The sequence below is a fragment of the Cellulomonas sp. S1-8 genome, assembly GCF_026184235.1.
Lineage (GTDB): Bacteria > Actinomycetota > Actinomycetes > Actinomycetales > Cellulomonadaceae > Cellulomonas.
In genome coordinates, this window is sequence record NZ_CP110806.1 from 37,801 (window position 1) to 57,664 (window position 19,864).

Here is a 19,864-nt window from a genome sequence, read left to right on the forward strand (position 1 = left end):
CGCCGCAGCGTTCGCGCGTCGCGACGCCCAGCTGGTGGCATCCGGCAGTCCGCGGGACACGAGAACACGCGCGTCCTGTTCGTCGTGGCCTTGTTCGTCACGGGGGCGTGGTTCACGTACGGGGTTGCGTTCACCACGCCGGTCGTCGGTGCGCCCGTCGACCTGGGCGGCATCGACGTCCCTGTGCCGGCCGCGCCAGGGGCGACGCCGACGGGCACGACCATCCCCGAGGACGTCCGCACAGCGATGGGGTTCCCCACGCCCGGATTCGAGGCGGGCTCCGCTCCCCTCGGGCGCCCGCCGCTCGTCGCTCCGGTGTCGAGCTCGTACGCGTTCCTGCACGTCCAACCCGACGGCATCACGCCGGTCTCCTGGGACCCGTGCCGCCCGATTCACTACGTGACCCGTACGGCCGGCGCACCACCTGGCGGCAATGACATGATCGCGGCCGCGGTCTCGGCAGTGTCAGCAGCGAGCGGGCTGGTCTTCGTCAATGACGGCGCCACTGATGAGAGCGACCCGCTGCGCAGCATGCGGCCGCTGTCCCAACCGGCGCTCTACGGCGACCGTTGGGCCCCGGTCCTGATCGAGTGGGACACCGAGGCGCAGAACATGCGCCTTGCCGGCGACATCGCCGGTGTGGGCGGACCGACGCCGGTGTCCATCGACGGGCAGCTGCTGGTCAACGTGACCGGTGGCATCCAGCTGGACGTCGAGCAGGTCATGGACGCCCAGGCTGACGACGGGCAGGGCGTCACGATCGTGATGCACGAGCTCGCGCACCTGGTCGGTCTGGACCACGTCGCCGACCCGACCCAGATCATGAACCCGTCCGCGATGCCCGGCGTGAACACGTTCCAGGCGGGCGACCTGACCGGTCTGGCCCTGCTCGGTCAGGGGACCTGCGACCCACGCTTCTGACCACGGTCCACGCCGGCGGCGATTGCCGCGTGACCCGGCGGGCAACCAGTGCGCTGCACGACTGCCCGTTCCAGGTGCACGCCACACCCGGCCCGTCATGCGGTCGTCGACGGGTGCACGTCGACGGCGCCGGCTCGTGACGCCGGCCGAGGGTGAGGTCACGCCGATCCGATCACCCCTGCTCAAGGGGCGCGGGAACTGAGCACCCGGAGCATCGTGCCAACGGCGACAAGGGGGGTCGGTGGTGCACCGACCGCGGACCCCGCGCTCACCGCCCGTCGTCACGCCCGTGGAGGAAGAGGAACCCGTCGGCGTCGAGGTGCCCGAGGTCACCCACCGGACGGAACCCCCGCACCCCGGTGCGCGCGCCGCCAGGGGACAGTCCGAGCCGACGCATGTGGACACGCCCGACCGCCCCCACCGGGACGCGACGGTCCTCCCGGTCGAGGATCTCCAGCCGCGTGAGAAGACCCCGCCCGACCGTGCCGGGACGTGCGAGCCAGTCGTCTCCGCGCACGAACGTGTAGCCGTACCCCTCGGTGCTGCCGTACCACTCGTGCACCCGGTCCGCACCGAGCCCGGCGATCCACTCGCGCTTCAGGTCGTGGTCGCAGGGAAACACCCCGTGGAACAGCGACCGCAGCGTCCGCAGCGCGCCCACCGACGGTACGGCGGCCAGGGCGGCCGCCATCTGCGGGGGCGTCGTCTGCCACCACATGATGCCCTCGTCGAGCACGGCGGCGACCGCGTCCGCGCCGTCCCCGGTGCGCGTCGTCACGATGAGGTTGCCGTCCATGAGCCCGTCGAGCAGGGCGACCAGCGGACCGGCGTGGTAGAACGGCGTCGACAGCAGCTGCCGCTGCCCCGCGACCCACCCGGTTGCGCGCAGCAGCGCGTTCGGCACGAGCTGCGACGAGTGGCGCGGGTGACGCCCCTGCGGCGCGAGCTTGGGTGTGCCCGTCGTGCCGCTCGTGCACAGGTAGTAGGCCGGCAGGTCCGTGGCCGTCGTGCGCTGACCGACCACCCCCGGGACGACGGTCGCCGCCACATCCAGCCGCGGGTGCAGCAGGACGCGGACGTCGGCACCGACCTCGGCCGCGAGCGACGGCAGGAGATCCGCCGGCGGCAGCCGCGGCGGGATGACCAGCGGGACCGCGCCTGCCCGCAGGCAGCCGAGCAGACGCGCCACGCTGTCGCCGTCGTTGCCCGTCGGGAGGATGACGACGGTGCGCCGGCCGTCTCCGTCAGCGGCCACCGAGCGGGCGGCCTCCCGCGTCGCGTCCGCCAGTTCACCGCGGGTGAGGTCGTCGACCGTCGCGTCGCCGAGGACCCGCAGCGTTACGGCACCGGGCCGCTGAGCGGCGAGCACGTCGAGCCGGCTGCAGATGTCCACGTCTCTCCTCGATGCTAGGACGGCGCGGGACGCGCCGGCCCCGCGAGCGCGACGTAGTCGGTCTTGCCACTGCTGAGGCGCGGTATCCGGGGGGTCTCACGGGCCCGCAGGAGCCCGGTCGGTATGCCGAGCCGGCGGCACACCTCGCTGTGGCGCACCGCGACCTGCTCGGCGCTCGCCCGCTCGACGTGGACCACCGCCCGGTGACCGTCGACCGCGACGGCCGCCGTGGGGCCGAGGTCGCCGAAGAGCCGCTCGAGGTCGTCGAGCTCGACGCGCACGCCCGCGAGCTTGACGACCCGGTCGACGCGCCCGTGCACGTACAGGTACGCGTCGCGCAGCTCACCGCGGTCCGACGTCCGGAGGACCCCCCCGAGCCCGTCGGGTGCGTCGAGGTCGGCGCGGCGACTCGCGTACCCCAGCATGACCCCCGGCCCACGCACCACGACGCGACCGACGACCCCGGGTGGTGCGGGCCGCCCGTCCTCGTCCTGGATCTCCACCTGGGTTCCCGGCACCGGCACGCCGACCGACCCGGGACGCACGCGCACCTGCTCCGGCGGCAGGACGGTGACGCGCGCCGTCGCTTCGGTCATCCCGTACATCACCGCGAGGCGGCCGCCACCCGCCGCGACGACGTCGGCGGCGCGGGCCGTGTCCTCGGCGCCCAGCGCACCGCCCGCGACCGTCACCATGCGGACCGTCGGCGTCCGCAGCAGCGCGGCACGGCTCGCCAGCAGCGAGCGCACCTGCAGGGGGACGAGGGCGACGTGTGTCGTCGCGGTGCGCTCGACACGCCGCCAGAAGGGCAGGCCGGTGGGGGACTCGTCCGACAGGAGCACAGTCCCGCCCGCGGCCAGCGTGCTGTGCAGCACCGACATGCCGTAGGTGTAGTGCAGCGGCAGCGAGGTCACCGCACGCGTGTGCTCGTCGAGGCTCAGCGCCGCGGCGATGGCGCGGGCGTTCGACTCGACCGCCTCGCGCGAGAGGCGCACGAACCGCGCGCCTCCTGTCGATCCGGACGTCGACAGCAGCAGCGACGTCCGGACGGACGTGGACGCGACGTCGGCTCGGCCTTCCGGCACCGCGCGCCGCACGACGACGGACACGCGGACCGACGGGGCGATGTCCCACGTGACCGCCGGCGTCGCGCCGTGCAGACCGACGGCTCCGACCACGTGGTCCGGGTCGAAGTCGGTGAGGTGACGCGCCAGCTCGGCGCGCGTCGTGCTCGGGGCGAGCCAGGCGACGGTGTGGCCCGACGCAAGGGCCGCGAGGTGCACGAGCACGCACGCGGGCGTGCGGTCGCCGACCACCGTGACCAGCGACCCGGGTCGACCGCGGTCGAGCCGCGCGGCGATGTCGTCGACGGCGGCCAGGACGTCCGCGTGGGTGAGCGTGGAGCCGTCGGCGAGGACGAGCGCCGGCCGGTCCGACGCGGTCATCCCGAAGAGGTCGGCGTCCGGCACTCCCTGCGCGGCACGCGTCCCCACGAAGCCCCTCCTTCGTCCCGTCTGTCGCCGTCGTGCGCCGGACGGGACCACGACCCTACCGTCGGCCGGCACGACGACGACCGCGGCTCCGCGGGTTTTGACGCGGCGCTCGGGTCGGTGGCAGAGTCGCACATTTCGCCCACCAGATGACGTCGGACAGGAGGTCGCATGCCAGAGGTTCGAGGACGCATGACCGCCGTCACGGGTCCGGTGGCCGCCCTCGAGGACGTGGCGGCCGTGTCGCTGCTGCACGACGGCGACGACCGCGAGCTGCTGGCGGTGGCGTCCGACCGTTTCCTCAGCGGCCCGGAGTTGCGTGCGGTGGTCGCCGCGGCCGGAGTGCACCCCCCGGACCGGGTCGTCGTCGTGCCCGCGCGCTCGGCCGGTGCGCTGAACCACGTCGATGCGATCCTGGCCGACCCGGCGGCGGCCGTCTACGACTTCCGTCCGCCACGCGACGACCTCGAGCGCAGCCTCTGCGCGATCTGGCAGGAGACGCTCGAGGTCGACGCCGTCGGTGTCGAGGACGACCTGTTGGACCTCGGTGGCGACTCGATCACGGTCATGGAGATCGCGCTGCGCGTCCAGCAGCACACCGGCGTCGAGCTCGACCTCGCGGACGTGTTCGAGGCGGGCACCGTCCGGGCCCTGGCCACCCGCGTCGCCGACCTGCGCGGGCCCGGGGCGCCCGGCGCCGACCGACCCGACCCGACCTGACCACAGGTCAGTCCGACCTGCGCCGGCGCCGTCGCGGGCGGTGTCACCGCCTGCCCGCGCTGCGTGGACGTCCGCGCACCGTTCGACGAAGGAGCCACGTGACGACCCCGGACGACACCGAGCGGTCCGGCCGGCGAGACGACCTGCGGGACGCGCTCGCGGTGACCGTGCCGGTCCCCTCGGGCCACCAGGCCTGGGTCACACGGGACGCCGCCCTGCGGACCCTGCGGTGCACGGCCGCCGACCTCGACTCCCTGCTCGCGGCCGGCCTGGCGCACCAGGGCGGACAGGTCGAGCGGAACGACGTGTGGAACGTCGGCCTCCACGACGCGTCCAGGCGTTCGGTCCCGGCCCGCGAGATGCTCTTCTTCGACATGATGCTGCGCTCGGAGGGCGCCGACTGGCTGTCGGCGCGGCGCTACACGGCCGTTGCGGAGGCGCGCTGCCCCCGGGGACCCGCGTGCGCCGAGCCGGTGTGGCCGCAGCCGCCGCGCTCGGGAGCGCGCTGGGAGTCGCAGACGGGTGGCCCGGGCGCGAGCCGGTGGACCGGCGATGTCGTCCTCAGCGGACGTCGGACGACTCCGGACCCCGTGCTGGGCGAGGTCTGGGACCATCTCCTGGAGACCTACGCGTACCAGGCGACGCCGTCCTCGCTCGCGCGCGACGTCGAGCGCACGCGTGAGCGTCGCGTCGGGGACTGCGAGGCGCTCGCGCGGCTGCTCGTCGACGACCTGCAGGCGGCCGGGCATGAGGCCCGTCTGCAGACCGGCTACTTGCTCGGCGGCGTCAGGACGCGGTGGCACTACTGGGTCCGGGTGACGGGGAGGGACGGGACGACGACCTCCCTGGACCCGTCGATGGCCGTTCTCGCGCAGCGCTTCTTCTCCCCCGAGTACGCTCGGTGGTGCTACGGGTCCGAGCTCAACCGGGTCGTGCCGCTCGTCGAGGAGGACGACTTCTGGGTCGAGCACGTCTGCGCCACCGGGTCCGCGCGCGTACCCGTCGAGCTGACGTTGCGGATCCGCCGCTGACGACCTGCGGCTGACCCGCTGACGAGGGTCACCGGCCACACCGGCAGGTCGACCTGGCGCCGGTCGACGTGAGCCCTCAGTAGGTCATGCCCATGAGGTCGCGGACGTCGTCGAGCGTGCGGTCGGCGATGTCGCGGGCGCGCTGGTTGCCGCGTGCGAGGATCGCCTGCAGGTACTCGGGACCCTGGGCGGCGGCCTCCGCGCGACGTTCGCGCATGGGACGCAGCCCCTCCACGAGGGCCTCGGTCACGACCTGCTTGAGCCGCCCGGCACCGGCCGCACCGACCTCCTCGGCGAGCGCCTCGGGCGTCGTCCCGGCGAAGTGTGCGCCGATCGTCAGGAGGTTCGCGATCTCGGGGCGACGGTCGGGCTCGTAGGTGATGTGCCGCTCGGAGTCGGTCTTGGCGCGCTTGACGAACCGGACCGTCTCCTCCTCGGTCGCACGGATCTCGAGGCCGTTGCCGGCAGACTTCGACATCTTGGCGCCGTCGTTGCCCAGGATCGTCGGAGTCGACACGATGAGGGCGTCGGGCTCCGGGAAGTACGGCCGGTCCGGCGAGTAGCGGCTGTTGAAGCGTCGGGCGATCGCGCGGCTGATCTCCAGGTGCGGCAGCTGGTCCTGGCCCACGGGCACGAGGTTGGCCCGGCAGAACAGGATGTCCGCGGCCTGGTGCACCGGGTACGTGAACATCAGGCCCGACATGCCGCGCCGGCCACGCCGCTCGGCGTCCGCGGTCTCCGCCTTCACCGTGGGGTTGCGCTCGAGCTCGGCGACCGTGACCAGCGACAGGAAGGGCAGCATGAGCTGGTTGAGCGCCGGGACGGCGGAGTGCGTGAAGATCGTCGTGGCCTCCGGGTCGATCCCGGCGGCGAGATAGTCCAGCAGCACCTCGCGCACGACGCCGGAGAGGTCGCCGGCGACGTCGCGGTCGGTGATGACCTGGTAGTCGGCGACGATGAGGAAGATCTCGACGCCCTGCGCCTGGAGCCGCACCCGGTTCGCCAGCGTCGCGATGAGGTGCCCGAGGTGCAGGGCGCCCGTGGGACGCTCGCCCGTGAGCACCCGGAACGGCGTCGGGTCGGCTGCGATCTGCTGCTCGAGCGCCGCGGAGCGTCGCCACGCGGCGCGGACGGACTCCGTGGAGTACACGCCGTCGATGGCGGCGGACGTGGCGGGCTCTGTGCTCAAGGCTCTGACCTTCCTCATGGCTCGCGCCGGTCGCGGGACCAGGCCGGGCTGCGAAGCGGGAGGTCCCAGGGTCGTGGCAGGGGACTCCGGACAGCAGGTGGGGAGCCAGCGGCGACCCTACCGTGCGGTGACGAGCCGCACCGCCTCCCCGATGAGAGGCGCCGCGAGCCACGGGCGCTCCGGCACGACGCGTGGGACCTCACGCAGATACAGCATCGCCGTGTGGTGCGCCAGTGCCGTGGCGTCCGCGTCCCGTCGGTGCGGGTCCGTCATGGACTCGAAGGCGGCCAGGCCGGGGGCGAGCACGTCGGCGCGGGGCGAGTCGGGGAGGTCGTAGGTCAGCTCCGCGCGGCCGGGTGCGGAGGTCCTCACGCTGCCCCGCGAGCCCTCGAGGAGCCCTTCGACCTGCCACCACCCGATGACGTGGCTGAGGAGCATCCGCCAGTCGTGGTGAGTCCCCGCCCACTCCCAGTCGACGAGGTGCCACCGGTCGTCGGGCTCGACGAGGACGTTGCGCGGTTGGGGGTCGCCCTGGCAGGTCACGTGCACGGCCGGGGCGGGGACGCCGGCGAGCCGGTCGAGCGCCGCACCGAGCGCACCGTGGTCACGTCCGTTGACGACGAGGCGTGTGTCGAGGGTGTCGCCGGGTCCGAGCCCGAGCGCGGGGAGCGCCCACTCGAGCCCCTGGACCGCACGCCGCCACCGCATCGAGTGGCTCCGCGTCGCCAGTGCCGGCGTGAAGCCGGGGACCGCGGTGGAGCGCCAGATCCGTTCGAGGTCCTCGACGACGTCGCGCCAGATGCGGACGGCCCGCGCCGGGTCGGTGGCGTGCACGTCGGCCAAGGTGGTGGCCGAGGGGCACTCGGTCACGAGGACGTCGCGCCCGCGGCGGCGGCTCGCGTGCAGCACCTGCGGCAGCCGGCCCGGGAAGTGGGGCGCGATACGGTCGCGCGCCGCGGCCTGCTGGGGGGCCGACACGCGGCCCCAGCGGGCGGACTTCACGGCACGTCGTGTGCCGCACGGGAGCGTGACGATCGTGACGACGGCGCCGGACGACCCGGTGTCCACCATGCTGGAGATCCGGCCTGGCCCGGGTCCGCCGGTCGCCAGCACGGGCGGAGGTGTCTCGAGGACCGTCACGGGCGATCGCCCGACCCTGCGCCTGCGGTCGCGGGTCGTCGGCCGCCCGCGCGCAGGGACGGCGTGCCCAGGTCGACGACCGACCGTGCGACAGCCTCGACGTGGAGGGCCTTGCACTCGCCGCACAGCAGGTCGCCCGACTGGCACGCCACGAGCGTCGCCTGCGCCTCGTCCGCGGGCCGCAGGAGCTCCACGCTCGCGAAGAGCGGGCACTGCACCGGGTCGCCGCCGCGTGCACGCTGGTCGTCGACGTGGTCACGTCCCCCGGTGACGGCGCTGCGCACCTTGCGGCGGACGTCCGCCGGGGCGTCGTCGAGGAAGATCGTCGAGGCGGGGTCCTTGACGGAGCCGCGGCCGGTGGGCAGGCGCAGGCTGGGGAAGAGTCGCCGGTAGAGGAGCGTCGGCGTGGGCAGCCCGAGTGCCCGGCCGGCGCGCGCCAGCGCGACGCTGTGCGCGGCCTGCTTGGCGTCGACGAACACGACGTCCCGGCGGTCGGCGCGGGAAGGTGCGTGCAGGAAGGCCCCCAGCATCGTGCCCAGGTCGGTGAACACCGAGGCGGGCGTGGAGTCGTCCCAGCCGTAGACGCGGGCGAGCTTGCCGACATGGAGGACCGCCAGCGCCTCGCGTTGCGTGCGCCGGAGCGCGTCGTCGTCGTCGGGCACGACCTCCACGGAGCAGTCGGGAGCCCCGAACCACGTCAGCATGTGCTCGAACAGCCGCACGGCGCCCTGGTCGGTGTCAGGCCCGCCGAACAGGAGCACCCGCCCGTCCTCCGGGAGCGTCTGCGCGACCGACCGCGCCAGGCCGACGTGGCCGAGGTGGAACCGACGGGCAGTGAAGCCCACGCGCACATCCCCGGACGTCGGCGTCGCCGAGGGCCGCCCGTCGGGCTGCTGCCACGCCCACACCTCGGGCGTCGGCGCGCTCTGGCCCCACCCCTGGCCATGGACGACGGGCCGCAGACCGAACTGCCGGACCCGCGGCTCCTCGTCGTCGGTCGTGCCCGCGTTGAGCCGATCGTGCCACTGCGTGATGCTCGTCAGCACGGGGAGCCGCCGGCGGCGACCGCGTGGAGCAGACCCAGCGCGGCGTCCCGCTCCGCGCAGCTCGCGCGGGCGTCCGCCTTGCTGAAGTACAGGTCGGGGAAGCCCGCGTCGGACCCGTGGCAGACCGCGCCGAACGCCCAGAACCGCGCCGTGCAACGGTCACGCAGGTCGACCGCGACGTCGGCGGTGCCCTCGGCGTAGCGCCACCCCCCAGGCGTCGCCCGGACGGCACCGGTGGCCGCCAGCGCACGCAGGTGCGCCTCCCGCTGGTGCGTCCACACCTGGTCGAGGAGGGCCGTGTCCCGCACGAGCCGGGCGACGTAGCTGCTGAAGTCCGGGTACAGGTCGAGGAAGGCGAGGTACGCATGGGCCAGCACCTGGTCGGCCGTCCACGGACCGCGGTGCCCTGACGCCTCGGCCTCGCGGGCACCGAGCGGACCGAGGAACCGCGCGGCGGCGGTCGCGGGCGCACCGTCGTCGACGGGTCGGTCGGTGGTGTGGGGGCTGAACAGCTTGAGCGCGAAGTACCCGCCGAACCGGTGGTCGCGGGCGTCCGCCTCCAGGTCGTCGTGGGACAGCACGTAGACGGTCACGGGGCGGCCGTCCCAGGTGGCGTCCCGCCGGTGGGGAGCCGTGCCCGGGCGGCTGTCGTGCAGCAGCATGGCGTCGAGGTCGCTCTCGGCGCGACCGGCGCCGAGCGGCAGGCTGCCGTAGAAGACCCACCGGCGTCCGCTCGTCGGGACGTCGGCGACGGTGGGGCCGAGCGTCGCGACGATGTCGGGGATCTGCTGAGTGAACGCAGGACAGATGGCCGTGCTCACCGTGTGCATCGTGTACCCCATCGTCGCCGTCCTGCTTCTCCCGGCTCGACGCCGAGGTTCCCCGCGCGCTCGCACGGAGGACGCAGCGTAGCGGCAGCTCTTCTTTTCCGTGCGCGGCCGGTCGACCGTTCCGCAGACCCGGTGGGGCACGTGCGCCGTACCCACGGCGAAAGTCGCGAGAACGTCCACCAGAGGTGCGGACCACCATCTGAGACAGCGCCGTGGCTGTCCGAGATGTCGGATACCGTATCGTTAAATCAAACGGACGCAAATGGCTCGCACCGCCATTGATATCCGTCCACGGAGTCGTCGACGGATCACCATTCCGATGGCCTGCTCCGCGATGCTGCGTTCGCGTCGAGCCGTCGAATGGACGACGTGCCGCCGAGGCCGGCGCACCTCGGTTTTCTCGACCGTTCTTCCTGGAGGCGCAGCATGACCGCGGGTGGCCACCTCCAGGATCAGGTGCAGTCGTTCTGCCCGATCCCCCCGGGGCAGCAGACGGTGACGTCCTCCGAGGAGGCGCGCGCGGTGCTGCTCGCACCGCGGTACACCACGCGGCGTGACGTGACCTCGGTGGACCTCTACCGGGATGAGACCCTCGACGCACGCACCCGGCTCGCCTCCTTCTTCAACTCCTGGCCCATGTACTCCGAGGGCGCGCAGCACGCCGTGCTGCGCCGGTTGACGCGGCAGATCGTCGCCGCCGGCACCGAACCCGCACTGGCCGGGGTCGAGCGGGTGCTGGCGGACGCACTGCCTCCCCTGCCGCGCACCGCCGCGGCCGACCCGTTCGACTGGGTCGCGGACGTGTCGGTACCGGTGAGCGCAGCGGTCGTCGGAGGGCTCCTCGGGCCCGTCCTGCCGCGCGTCCCGGTCAGCGAGCTCGTCGCCCTCGGTGCTGCCCTCATGCTCCAGCTGTCGAGGCTGGCACCCGGCCCCGCCACCGAGCAGGCCGCGCTCGCGGCCGGTGCGCGGCTGGCGGACATCGCCGAGCTGCACCGCGACGTGCTCGACGAGCAGCTCGAGTGCGCCGGGACGAGCAGCGAGCTCATCGGCGGTGCGCTGGCCCAGATCGTCACGGGGGCCCTCGACCCGCTGCAGGCCGCGGTCTCCTGCGTCCCGCTGCTCCCGGGGGAGAAGGCTCGTGCCGTCGTCGCGCAGGCGGCGCCTTTCAGGTTCGTCCGGCGGATCGACACGCTCGCCCCCGGCGCCGGCGGCGTCCGGGTCCCGCTCGTGTGGCCCGAGCCCGGGGCGATCCCGTTCGGCTTCGGTGCTCACCGCTGCACCGCCGCGGCACTCACCGAGCAGGTGGTCGCGCTCGTCGTCGACCGCGTCGACGCCGTCGCTCCGGACGGGCTCGTCGTCGTCAGGGGCGCGCTCGCCCCGGCCGCCTTCCTGCGATTCGAGGACCTGTGGGTCAGCCACCGGTAGGCCGCCGCGCCGAGGCCCGGCGCGATCACGCGGCCACGGATGCGCCGCAGCCGCCCATCCTGGTCGACGGTGACGGCGCCGCCACCGACGAGACGCTGCGTCGGGCGGGTGCGGCACTGAGGGGTCGGGTCGCACGCGGGGAGCACGTCGTGCTGGAGCAGCCGACCGCCCGGACCGTCGCGGCGGCCGTGCACGGACTCGACGGGTGGGCGGGAGTGGTCGAGCTCCTCGGAGCGGGCGACCGCAGGTCACAGAAGCCGGTGACGCCGCCCCCGGCAGGTGGCGTGGCGGCCGTGGCCGCCACGGCGTGGCGGGTCCACACGTCAGGGACGTCGGGTCGCCGGTCCTGGACCGACCACACGTGGACCACCCTGAGCGCCGGGGTGCGGCAGGGCGCGGGCGGGGGGCCACGGCGCCGGTGGGGGCTGCTCTTCCCCGCCTGCCGGATGGCGGGCCTGCAGGTGATCGCCCAGGCGCGGACGACCGGTGACGTCCTGGTCGACCCGACGCACCTCACGAACCTCGCGGACCAGATCGCCTTCCTCGCCGAGCACGGGGTCGACGCCCTGTCGGCGACCCCGACACGGTGGCGCCAGCTCCTGCGGATGTCCGGGACCGACCTCCTGCACCTCGCCCAGGTGACCCTCGGCGGCGAGACCGTCGATCAGCCGCTGCTGGACGCGCTGCGTGCGCGTTTCAGCGCCCGCGTCACGCACGTGTACGCGTCGACGGAGGCGGGCAGCTGCTTCGCCGTGCACGACGGGCGTGCAGGTTTCCCCGTGGGCCGGCTCGGTGACGAGCTCCAGGTCCGCGACGGCGTGCTCCACGTACGGGCCCCGTGGAGCATCACGGCCGGGCCGGACGGGTTCGTGTGCACGGGCGACCTCGTCACGGTCGACGGCGACCGCGCGTACTTCCGGGGCCGGCGGTCCGGTGTCCTCAACGTCGGTGGCGAGAAGGTGTCGCCCGAGGTGGTCGAGGTGGTCCTGCGCGAGCACCCCGCTGTTGTCGACGCCGTGGCCACCGGCCGGCCGAACACGTTCTGCGGCACGGTCGTCGTGGCCCGGGTCGTCCCCGTCGACGAGCAGCACCCCCCACGTCAGGGCGAGCTGCGCCGCTGGGTCGCGGAGCGGCTGACCGGCGCGCACGTGCCGGCGGTCATCGACGTCGTGCCTCACCTCACCCAGACCACGGCAGGAAAGGCGGCACGCGCATGAGCGGGCAGCAGCGCACCACCACGGCGGAGCAGGACCGCCGCGTCATCGTGGTCACCGGCACCAGCAGCGGGCTCGGACGCGCCGTCGCGGGCCGTCTGGTGGCGGACGGCTACGTCGTCGTCGGCATCGCGCGCAGGGACGTCGAGGAGGCCGAGGTCGGGGTCGGCTACCGCCACGTCCGCGCCGACCTCGGCCGGCTCGACGCACTGCCGGCGCTCGTGCGCGAGGTCGTCGCCGAGCACGGCGCGCCCTACGGGCTGGTGAACAACGCGGCCGGTGCGGTCGCCGGGGTGCTGCCCAACCTCACCGACGACCAGGTGCGCCACGCCGTCGAGCTGGACCTGCTGTCTCCTCTGCTTCTCACCAAGCACCTGGTGCGTCCGATGATCTCGCGCGGGGTGGGCAGGATCGTCAACGTCTCGTCGATCGTCGCCGAGAGCGGGTTCCGGGGACTGTCGGTGTACGGCGCCGCGAAGGCGGGCCTGGTGGGCTTCACGCGTTCGCTCGCTCGCGACGTCGGCGCACGGGGCGTCACCGTCAACGCGGTCGCACCCGGGTTCCTCGACACCGCGATGACGGGGACGATGGACGACGACACCGTGCAACGGGTCCGCAACCGGAGCCCGCTCAAGAGGTTCGCGACGGTCGACGAGGTGGGTGCCGCGGTCGCCTACCTGCTGTCGGACGGTGCGGCCGGTGTGACCGGCACCGTTCTCACCGTCGATGCGGGGTCGACGGCATGACGCCGACGACCACCCCCACCAGCCGCGCGTCGAGCGCGGGAACCACCAAGGAGAGACTCGTGTCGGACACGCAAGATGTGCGGGCAGCGGTCGTCGGCGTGCTGGAGGCGCTGCTGATCGAGGACGGGGTGGAGCACCCGGAGCTCACGGACGACGTCGACCTGAGCGACGTCGGCCTCGACAGCCTCGGGTTCGCGGTCCTCATCACACGTCTCGAGGACGAGCTGGACCGCAACCCGTTCGTCACGATCGAGGGCGTCGAGGCGCCGCGCACCGTCGGGTCGCTCGTCGCGCTCTACCAGCCGGGCCACGCGCCGGCGTGACGGACCGTCGCGGCGGCGTCCTGCCCACGACGGCTCGGGTGTCACGGTCGGCAGAGGGCGTGCCCCGGACCGCCGGACCGACCCTCGTCGCCCTCGACATCGACGGCACGATCGCCGACGACGCCGGGACGATCAGCCGCGGCGTCGTGGCCGCCGTCCGCACCGCGCAGGCCGTGGGGCACCACGTGGTGCTCGCGACCGGCCGGTCGCTGGTCGGTCTCGCACCGGTCCTGCGGCAGCTCGACAGTGCGGACGGCTGGGCCGTCATGTCGAACGGCGCGCTGCTGGTGCGGGTCGGCGGCGGCGGACCCGTCGGGTACCGGGTGGAGGCGGCGCGGCTGTTCGACCCGTGCGCCGTCGTCACCCGTGCCGTGGAGCTCGTGCCCGAGGTGGCGGTCGGCGCGGAGGAGGTGGGTTCCGGGTGGCGGTTCTCGCGTCCTCTCCCGACGAGGCCGCCGCGGGGCACATTGCGCTGGGCGTCCCTCGTGGAGCTGCGCACGACCCCCGCCACCAAGGTCGCGCTGGTCGCGCCCGGGATCGGCCGCTTCGTCGACGTGCTGGCCGCGACCGGCGCGACCGTGACGACGGTCGGCCAGGACTGGCTCGACGTCGTCGGGCCCGGGGTCTCCAAGGCCGCCGCCCTGGAAGACCTCCGGTGTCGCCTGGGGGTGCCGCTCGCCGCGACGCTCGCCGTCGGCAACGGGAGCAACGACGTCGCGATGCTGTGCTGGGCCGCTCGGTCCTACGCGACCGCGGATGCACCCTCGGCCGTGCGGGCCGCGGCGAGCGACGTGTGCGCTGCGGTGGCGGACGACGGTGTCGTCGACGTGCTGCGCTCGCTCGACGACCCTGCACGGCGCTGAGCCGCCGACCTTCCACGCCGCCGCCGGTCCGCGCGGGTCACGACGAGACGGACGAGCTCAGCAGCACGCGGTACCGGCCCTCCTGCTCCGCCAGCTCCTCGTGACGGCCGGCCTGCACGATCCGACCGGCCTCGAGCACCACGATCCGGTCCGCCTGCCGGACCGTCGACAGCCGGTGGGCGATCATGAGGATCCCCGCCCCGGCGAACAGCTGATCCATCGCCGCACGCACGTGTGCCTCCGTGGCCGTGTCGAGGTGGGCGGTCGGCTCGTCGAGCACGACGAAGGCCGGGCGCTTGAGGGCTGCCCGGGCGATGGCGATCCGCTGCCGCTCACCGCCCGAGAGGCGGTGGCCCTTCTCGCCGATCACCGAGTCGAGGCCGTCGTCCAGCTGCGCGACGAGCTCGTCGAGGGCGACCGCCCGGCACACGTCGAGCAGCTCGCTGTCCGTGGCGTCGGGGTTCGCGTACCGGAGGTTGTCACGGACGCTCGCGTGGAGCACGTACGGCTCCTGCGGGATGTACGCGATGAGCGCGGCACGCTGCTGCTCGTCGAGGGACTGGATCGCGTTGCCGGCGATCTCGACGGTGCCCTCGTCGCAGTCGAGCAGACCGGCGGCGATGCCCGCGAGCGTCGACTTGCCGGCACCGGAGGAGCCGACGATCGCGACGACCTCCCCCCGATCGACCGTCAGGTCGATGCCGTCGAGCGCGTCGGTGCGTGCGGCGCCGGGCCGGGCGTCCGCCGTGGGGCCGCGGTCGTCCCCGCCGAGGCCGGTGATCGGCAGGAAGGAGATGGACAGCGCGTCCCCGGCGTGGGAGAGGCCCTCGATGGAGTACGAGGACACCGGGGGGTACCGGTACCGCGTGCCACGCATGCGCAGAGCGGGCGCCGGCTGTCCCGCACGCGGCTGCTCGGTGGGCGTCGTGCCGGCCGGCCGTGCGGCAGGGGTGTCGCCGGAACCTGCGGCGAGGACGGCCTCGACGCGGTCGAGCGCGATCGTCGACCGCATCCTGGGGTAGCGCGTGCCGAGCAGGCTCTGCACCGGGGCCTGCAGCTGCTGGAGGTACAGCACGATGAGGATGACGCTGCCGACCGTGACGTTCTGCTCGGCCACGAGCCACACCCCCATGGCGAGGGCTCCGGCGGTGATGACGACGAAGGCGGCACCGTAGCTGGCGCCCGACGTCGCCGCGGCCTTCGCGGTGGCCGCGGTCAGCCCGGCGAGCTCGCGCGTCTTCTCCTCGAAGTGGCGCTGCTCGCGCTCCGTCTGCCCGTTCTGGCGGGCGAGGACGGCCCCGTCCCGGCTCACGAACGTCTCTGCGGACGACGCGAGGTCCTTCGTGACGTCGAACGACCGCGCGATGAGCTGGTTGATCCGTGCCTCCGCGCGGCGCACGTAGGCGATGGCGACCGGGATGACGACGAGCAGCACCAGGAGCCGCGGGTCGACGAGCGCGACGATGACCACCGAGGCGACGATGGTCGTCACGCCCGAGACGACGACGGGGACGACGGACGTGTACATGGCCTCGGCGCCGTTGGCGTCACTGGTCAGGCGGCTGACGATCGCCCCCGGCCGGACCGTCGTGTAGAACTGGATCGGCATGGTCGTCAGGCGGCGGAACATCGACGACTGCATGTCTGCGATGACCTCGCCGGCCGCCCGGGTCGAGACGACCCGCGCCGCGTAGGTCATCCATACGCCGAGTAGACCGAGGCCGAGCATCCCGGCGATCTGCCAGGCGACGTCGCTGCCGGTGGTCCTGTCCTGGACGAGCCCGTCGATGACCGACCGCAGCAGGAGGACCTGGACCAGCGGGGCGACGCCACCGATCACCTGGCAGACGTACGAGACCGTGAACCGTCTGCGGTGGGCGCGGACCAGCTGCCGGACGTTCGCGTGCCGGGCGGGGTCTTCGACGGTGCTCCGCCGGCTCACGGCTGCACCGGTCGGCCCGCGTCGACGACACCGTCCGGTACCGGCGGGGTGGTCGTCATGGCAGATCTCCCTCTCGACGGCACAGCCGCGCGCATGCTCCTCGTCGAGGTCGTCGCCGGCGGAAAGAATGACGAACGGGTGGTGCTCGCGCGTCGCAGCGAATGTAGCGCACGTCGCTGTTCTGTCATTGTGTATCTCACGGAGCGACACGACCCGCCCATGTGGTCCACGATGTGACCGGCCCCGGTGCGCGGTACGTGCCGACGGTATCGTCTCCTGAGTTTTTCATGACGCCGACCGTGCGCACGCCCGATCCGCTCGCAATGCGTGCTGTGCTCGGTCGTCCTGACGTCGACGTGCGGAGGCATCGGCGTTCTCTGCCGGTGCGTGTCGTCGTGCAATTCTCCGAGGTCGACGGAAATGGAGGACGGCCCGTGGGAAAGCTCGTCGCGGGGAAGGGCGGGTCGGCCGTGGTCCGCACGGGACCGCTGAACTGGGCCCAACGCATCTTCTGGCTCTCGAACTACGTCGCGTCGCGCCAGGGTGGCGACGGGGCCCCGCTGATCCAGTGGGGTGTCGACGTGCCGCCCGGTGCGACCGTCGGCGGGCTGGAGGAGGCCCTCGGTCGGTGCGCGCGTGCCTTCGAGGCGCTCCGGACGGTCTACGTCGACGCCGGTGCGCGGTCGGCCGAGCAGATGGTGCTCCGGAGTCACCACCCGAGGATCGTCGACGACCGCGAGGACGGGTCGGGCTGGCTCGACATCTCCCGCGAGCCGTCCGTCCACTGCCGGGTCCGGCAGGAGGACGGCGCGCTCGTCAGGGTGACGCTAGTGGCGAACCAGATCGACATGGACGGCTGGTCCATGGCCCGCGTGTCGCGCCTCCTCACCGACCTGCTGAGCGGAGTGCCCTTCGAGGACGCCGCGCGCGGCACGTCGCTCGTCCTGCACCCCCTCGACGCGGCGCTCCAGCTCGAGGCGGACGACAAGCACGTTCGCCGGGCGCTGCGGGGACTCGCCTGGGTGGCCGAGGAGCAGTCACGGACCCCGCGCAACCCGCTGCCGGTCGATCGCTCCGCAGGTGCGCCGGGAGGGCAGCGCGGTTACTCGGCGCTCGAGCCGGGGTTGATGCGCGACCTGCGCACGGTCGCCGACGTTGCCCGTGTGACGGCGCCGACGCTGGTGCAGGCGGTGATCGGCATCCTCCTCGCACGCTGGACCTCGACAAGCCGCCTGTTCGTCGCTCCCGCGGTCTCCAACCGGTGGCGCCCCGAGAGCCGTACGTCGATCGGGAGGTACGCCACGTGGGCGGCGACGGTCGTCGAGGCCCAGGAGGACGTGCCGCTGGCGCAGTGCCTGCGGACCGCCCATCGGAACCTGCTCCAGACGTACGTCTGCTCGCCCGCCGACTTCGCCGAGCAACCGGTTGTCAAGAGTCGCGCGGATGCGGGCTTCGGCAGCCTGCTCGCCATCCCGGTGGGCTTCGAGTACCTCGACTTCGACGACGGTGACCGCGCCGACGTACGTCAGGGGCCTGCGGTGACCCAGCCGCAACGGTCGCGCTGGACGGTTCCGGGTCCCGCGGGCCACGTCTCGTTCACGATCGTCCCCGGGGGCGACGACCTGCGGCTGGTCATGACGATCGACGACGCCGTCGCGCCGCCGGACCTCCTCGACCGGCTGTTCGAGGACGTGGTGGACCTGCTGCGCAGGGTCTCGACCCTGACGGCCGCAGAGCTCGACCAGCCGCTCGGGACGGTCTGCGCGCCTCGCCCGCGCGTGCTCGGGGACGCGGGCACGGTGGTGCGGCGGGGCCAACGCTTCTCCGGGTCCCGCATGCGCGCGGCCGTGATGCGTGACGCCGTGGTCGACGACGTGTCGTTCACGGTCGTGCGCCGCCCCGAGGAGCGGCTCGTGGCGGTGGTCCGGTCCGGGCGCCCCGATCTGCGGGCGGCCCACGAGCGGCTGCTCATGGCGGCCGCGACGGATCCGTTGACGGTCGTCGCGGACCTCTACCTGCGCACGACGCGGGCCGATGCCCTGCCGGACGTGGTCGACGCCGTGACGGAGCTGACCGGGCGTCCGGGCGTCGTGGAGCTGTTCGACCCCCAGGTCCACTACCTCGACGACTGCATCGACACCCCGGAGCGCGCCGCACTGCGCCGGGCGTTCGAGGCGAGCCACCCGGGCCGCACCGCGGACCTCACGCGCGCGTACTACGAGCAGGGCGGAGAGCACCTGCGGCTCCCGCTGGTGCTCGAGCGCCTGCGTCGCGAGGGCCTCGACGACGTCGACTGCGACCTCTTCCTGCAGTTTGCGAGTCTCGGTGCCATCGCCAGGGAGATCGCCGCGGACCGGTAGGCGCTCGACGATGAAGCTGGATGCTCAGAGGACGATCAGTCACCTTCGACCCCCCGTACGTCCCGATGTGGATTCCCGACTGGCTGAAGACTCGCGGCTCACGTCACCGGTGCGGGTGTTCGAGGTCGGCCCAGGGCGGGCGCCTGCGTCGATCGGGCTCTGCCGGGATCACGCGACGACGGACGCCGTGATGCGCAACCTGCTGGAGCAGGACGGCTGAGGCAGGACGCCGCACGGTACTGCGACGCCTCCGAGAGGCGGCTGGGTTTCAGGCTGCCCCCTCCCGAACCCCCGCCGCCCCGCACGGCCACGCACGCCTGACCTAGGCAGTTGGGCCCAGGTCCACGCCCACACCCACCCCTACCCTCGCGGAACGGCCCGCGCCACGCGCAGCCGGCACCGCTGACCGCCCGGCGCCGCGGCTCCGTCACGTCGCACCGACCCAGCGAACGGAGCCCGTCATGGGACTGCTCGACGGTAAGTCCATCCTGGTCACCGGCGTCCTCACCGAGGGGTCGATCGCGTTCCACGTCGCGCGGCTCGCGCAGGAGCAGGGCGCCGACGTGGTGCTGACGTCCTTCGGCCGGCAGTTCCGGCTGACCGAGGCCATCGCGCGGCGCCTGCCCGCACCGGCCCCCGTCGTCGAGCTGGACGTGACGTCGACGCAGGACCTGGCCGACCTGGCGACGCGGGTCGCGGCGCACGTCCCGCGGCTCGACGGCGTCGTGCACTCGATCGGCTTCGCACCGCAGTCCGTGCTGGGCGGGCGGTTCCTCGAGGCGGCCTGGGAGGACGTGAGCACGGCGCTCCACGTCTCCGCGTACTCGCTCAAGGCGCTGGCCGTGGCGGCCCGCCCGCTGCTGGGTCCCGGCTCCTCGGTGGTGGGTCTGACGTTCGACGCGCGCTACGCCTGGCCGGTGTACGACTGGATGGGCGTGGCCAAGGCGGCGTTCGAGGCGACGTCGCGGTACCTCGCGCGGGACCTGGGACCCGAGGGGGTCCGGGTCAACCTGGTGTCCGCCGGTCCCGTCAGGACGACCGCCGCCACGTCGATCCCGGGCTTCGACACCATCGAGCGGGGGTGGGACGCGCGCGCCCCGCTGGGCTGGGACGTCCGCGACGCCGGGCCCAGCGCGCGCGCGGTCGTCGCCCTGCTGTCCGACTGGTTCCCGGCCACCACAGGAGAGGTCGTGCACGTCGACGGTGGCGCGCACGCGATGGGATGAGCGCG

17 protein-coding genes are annotated in these 19,864 nt (G+C 73.5%); 10 read left to right on the forward strand and 7 right to left on the reverse strand.

From position 1 onward, the window contains the following. Positions 1 to 84: 84 nt before the first annotated feature. On the forward strand, positions 85 to 921 hold the full coding sequence (locus OKX07_RS00180) for a matrixin family metalloprotease (RefSeq protein ID WP_265629848.1): 837 nt from the start codon (positions 85 to 87) through the stop codon (positions 919 to 921). A gap of 268 nt (positions 922 to 1,189) precedes the next feature. Here the strand turns inward: OKX07_RS00180 and OKX07_RS00185 are convergent, their stop codons facing one another. Next, a complete protein-coding gene (locus tag OKX07_RS00185) occupies positions 1,190 to 2,314 on the reverse strand; it encodes a class I adenylate-forming enzyme family protein (RefSeq protein WP_265629849.1) in 1,125 nt (374 codons plus the stop codon). Between the two features lie 14 nt (positions 2,315 to 2,328). Beyond that, complete coding sequence (locus OKX07_RS00190; RefSeq protein WP_265629850.1) at positions 2,329 to 3,807, reverse strand: AMP-binding protein; 1,479 nt, start codon at positions 3,805 to 3,807, stop codon at positions 2,329 to 2,331. A gap of 189 nt (positions 3,808 to 3,996) precedes the next feature. Here OKX07_RS00190 and OKX07_RS00195 point away from each other — a divergent pair, with 189 nt between their 5' ends. Next, on the forward strand, positions 3,997 to 4,524 hold the full coding sequence (locus OKX07_RS00195; RefSeq protein ID WP_265629851.1) for a phosphopantetheine-binding protein: 528 nt from the start codon (positions 3,997 to 3,999) through the stop codon (positions 4,522 to 4,524). Positions 4,525 to 4,622: 98 nt separating this feature from the next. Beyond that, positions 4,623 to 5,555 carry a transglutaminase domain-containing protein gene (locus OKX07_RS00200; protein WP_265629852.1) on the forward strand — a complete coding sequence of 311 codons (933 nt, stop codon included), beginning with the start codon at positions 4,623 to 4,625 and terminating at the stop codon, positions 5,553 to 5,555. A 76-nt stretch (positions 5,556 to 5,631) separates the two neighbouring features. On the opposite strand, the gene trpS is transcribed toward OKX07_RS00200, so the two are convergent. The 4 genes from trpS to OKX07_RS00220 form a co-directional block, all read right to left on the reverse strand. Continuing rightward, the gene (trpS, locus tag OKX07_RS00205; protein ID WP_416220808.1) at positions 5,632 to 6,762 is read right to left on the reverse strand and encodes a tryptophan--tRNA ligase; all 1,131 of its coding nucleotides are present in this window, start codon (positions 6,760 to 6,762) and stop codon (positions 5,632 to 5,634) included. A 99-nt stretch (positions 6,763 to 6,861) separates the two neighbouring features. Then, positions 6,862 to 7,815: a phosphotransferase family protein gene (locus tag OKX07_RS00210; protein ID WP_265629853.1), complete on the reverse strand. Its 954-nt coding sequence runs from the start codon at positions 7,813 to 7,815 to the stop codon at positions 6,862 to 6,864. Between the two features lie 65 nt (positions 7,816 to 7,880). Then, complete coding sequence (locus OKX07_RS00215) at positions 7,881 to 8,930, reverse strand: hypothetical protein (protein WP_265629854.1); 1,050 nt, start codon at positions 8,928 to 8,930, stop codon at positions 7,881 to 7,883. After that, the gene (locus OKX07_RS00220; RefSeq protein ID WP_265629855.1) at positions 8,924 to 9,751 is read right to left on the reverse strand and encodes a hypothetical protein; all 828 of its coding nucleotides are present in this window, start codon (positions 9,749 to 9,751) and stop codon (positions 8,924 to 8,926) included. Before OKX07_RS00220 ends, OKX07_RS00215 begins: the two co-directional genes overlap by 7 nt. A gap of 435 nt (positions 9,752 to 10,186) precedes the next feature. Here OKX07_RS00220 and OKX07_RS00225 point away from each other — a divergent pair, with 435 nt between their 5' ends. From OKX07_RS00225 to OKX07_RS00245, 5 genes are all read left to right on the forward strand, one after another. Further along, the gene (locus tag OKX07_RS00225; protein ID WP_265629856.1) at positions 10,187 to 11,185 is read left to right on the forward strand and encodes a hypothetical protein; all 999 of its coding nucleotides are present in this window, start codon (positions 10,187 to 10,189) and stop codon (positions 11,183 to 11,185) included. A gap of 149 nt (positions 11,186 to 11,334) precedes the next feature. After that, positions 11,335 to 12,402, forward strand: a complete 1,068-nt coding sequence (locus OKX07_RS00230) for an AMP-binding enzyme (RefSeq protein WP_265629857.1) — start codon at positions 11,335 to 11,337, stop codon at positions 12,400 to 12,402. Further along, a complete protein-coding gene (locus OKX07_RS00235; protein WP_265629858.1) occupies positions 12,399 to 13,145 on the forward strand; it encodes an SDR family NAD(P)-dependent oxidoreductase in 747 nt (248 codons plus the stop codon). Before OKX07_RS00230 ends, OKX07_RS00235 begins: the two co-directional genes overlap by 4 nt. Next, positions 13,142 to 13,468: an acyl carrier protein gene (locus OKX07_RS00240; RefSeq protein WP_265629859.1), complete on the forward strand. Its 327-nt coding sequence runs from the start codon at positions 13,142 to 13,144 to the stop codon at positions 13,466 to 13,468. Before OKX07_RS00235 ends, OKX07_RS00240 begins: the two co-directional genes overlap by 4 nt. 59 nt (positions 13,469 to 13,527) lie before the next feature. Next, a complete protein-coding gene (locus OKX07_RS00245) occupies positions 13,528 to 14,331 on the forward strand; it encodes an HAD family hydrolase (RefSeq protein ID WP_265629860.1) in 804 nt (267 codons plus the stop codon). A gap of 37 nt (positions 14,332 to 14,368) precedes the next feature. On the opposite strand, the gene OKX07_RS00250 is transcribed toward OKX07_RS00245, so the two are convergent. Further along, complete coding sequence (locus OKX07_RS00250; protein WP_265629861.1) at positions 14,369 to 16,273, reverse strand: ABC transporter ATP-binding protein; 1,905 nt, start codon at positions 16,271 to 16,273, stop codon at positions 14,369 to 14,371. Between the two features lie 287 nt (positions 16,274 to 16,560). Here OKX07_RS00250 and OKX07_RS00255 point away from each other — a divergent pair, with 287 nt between their 5' ends. Both OKX07_RS00255 and fabI read left to right on the forward strand, forming a co-directional pair. Beyond that, positions 16,561 to 18,633, forward strand: a complete 2,073-nt coding sequence (locus OKX07_RS00255) for a hypothetical protein (RefSeq protein ID WP_265629862.1) — start codon at positions 16,561 to 16,563, stop codon at positions 18,631 to 18,633. A gap of 461 nt (positions 18,634 to 19,094) precedes the next feature. Further along, positions 19,095 to 19,859 carry an enoyl-ACP reductase FabI gene (gene fabI / locus OKX07_RS00260; RefSeq protein WP_265629863.1) on the forward strand — a complete coding sequence of 255 codons (765 nt, stop codon included), beginning with the start codon at positions 19,095 to 19,097 and terminating at the stop codon, positions 19,857 to 19,859. Positions 19,860 to 19,864: the final 5 nt, after the last annotated feature.

Excerpts from the sequence above, each read along its gene's own strand:
- OKX07_RS00195 (WP_265629851.1), top strand. The coding sequence starts at position 3,997 with ATGACCGCCGTCACGGGTCCGGTGGCCGCCCTCGAGGACGTGGCGGCC.
- trpS (WP_416220808.1), bottom strand. The coding sequence starts at position 6,762 with ATGAGGAAGGTCAGAGCCTTGAGCACAGAGCCCGCCACGTCCGCCGCC.
- OKX07_RS00210 (WP_265629853.1), bottom strand. The coding sequence starts at position 7,815 with ATGGTGGACACCGGGTCGTCCGGCGCCGTCGTCACGATCGTCACGCTC.
- OKX07_RS00225 (WP_265629856.1), top strand. The coding sequence starts at position 10,187 with ATGACCGCGGGTGGCCACCTCCAGGATCAGGTGCAGTCGTTCTGCCCG.
- OKX07_RS00235 (WP_265629858.1), top strand. The coding sequence starts at position 12,399 with ATGAGCGGGCAGCAGCGCACCACCACGGCGGAGCAGGACCGCCGCGTC.
- OKX07_RS00240 (WP_265629859.1), top strand. The coding sequence starts at position 13,142 with ATGACGCCGACGACCACCCCCACCAGCCGCGCGTCGAGCGCGGGAACC.
- OKX07_RS00255 (WP_265629862.1), top strand. The coding sequence starts at position 16,561 with ATGACGCCGACCGTGCGCACGCCCGATCCGCTCGCAATGCGTGCTGTG.
- fabI (WP_265629863.1), top strand. The coding sequence starts at position 19,095 with ATGGGACTGCTCGACGGTAAGTCCATCCTGGTCACCGGCGTCCTCACC.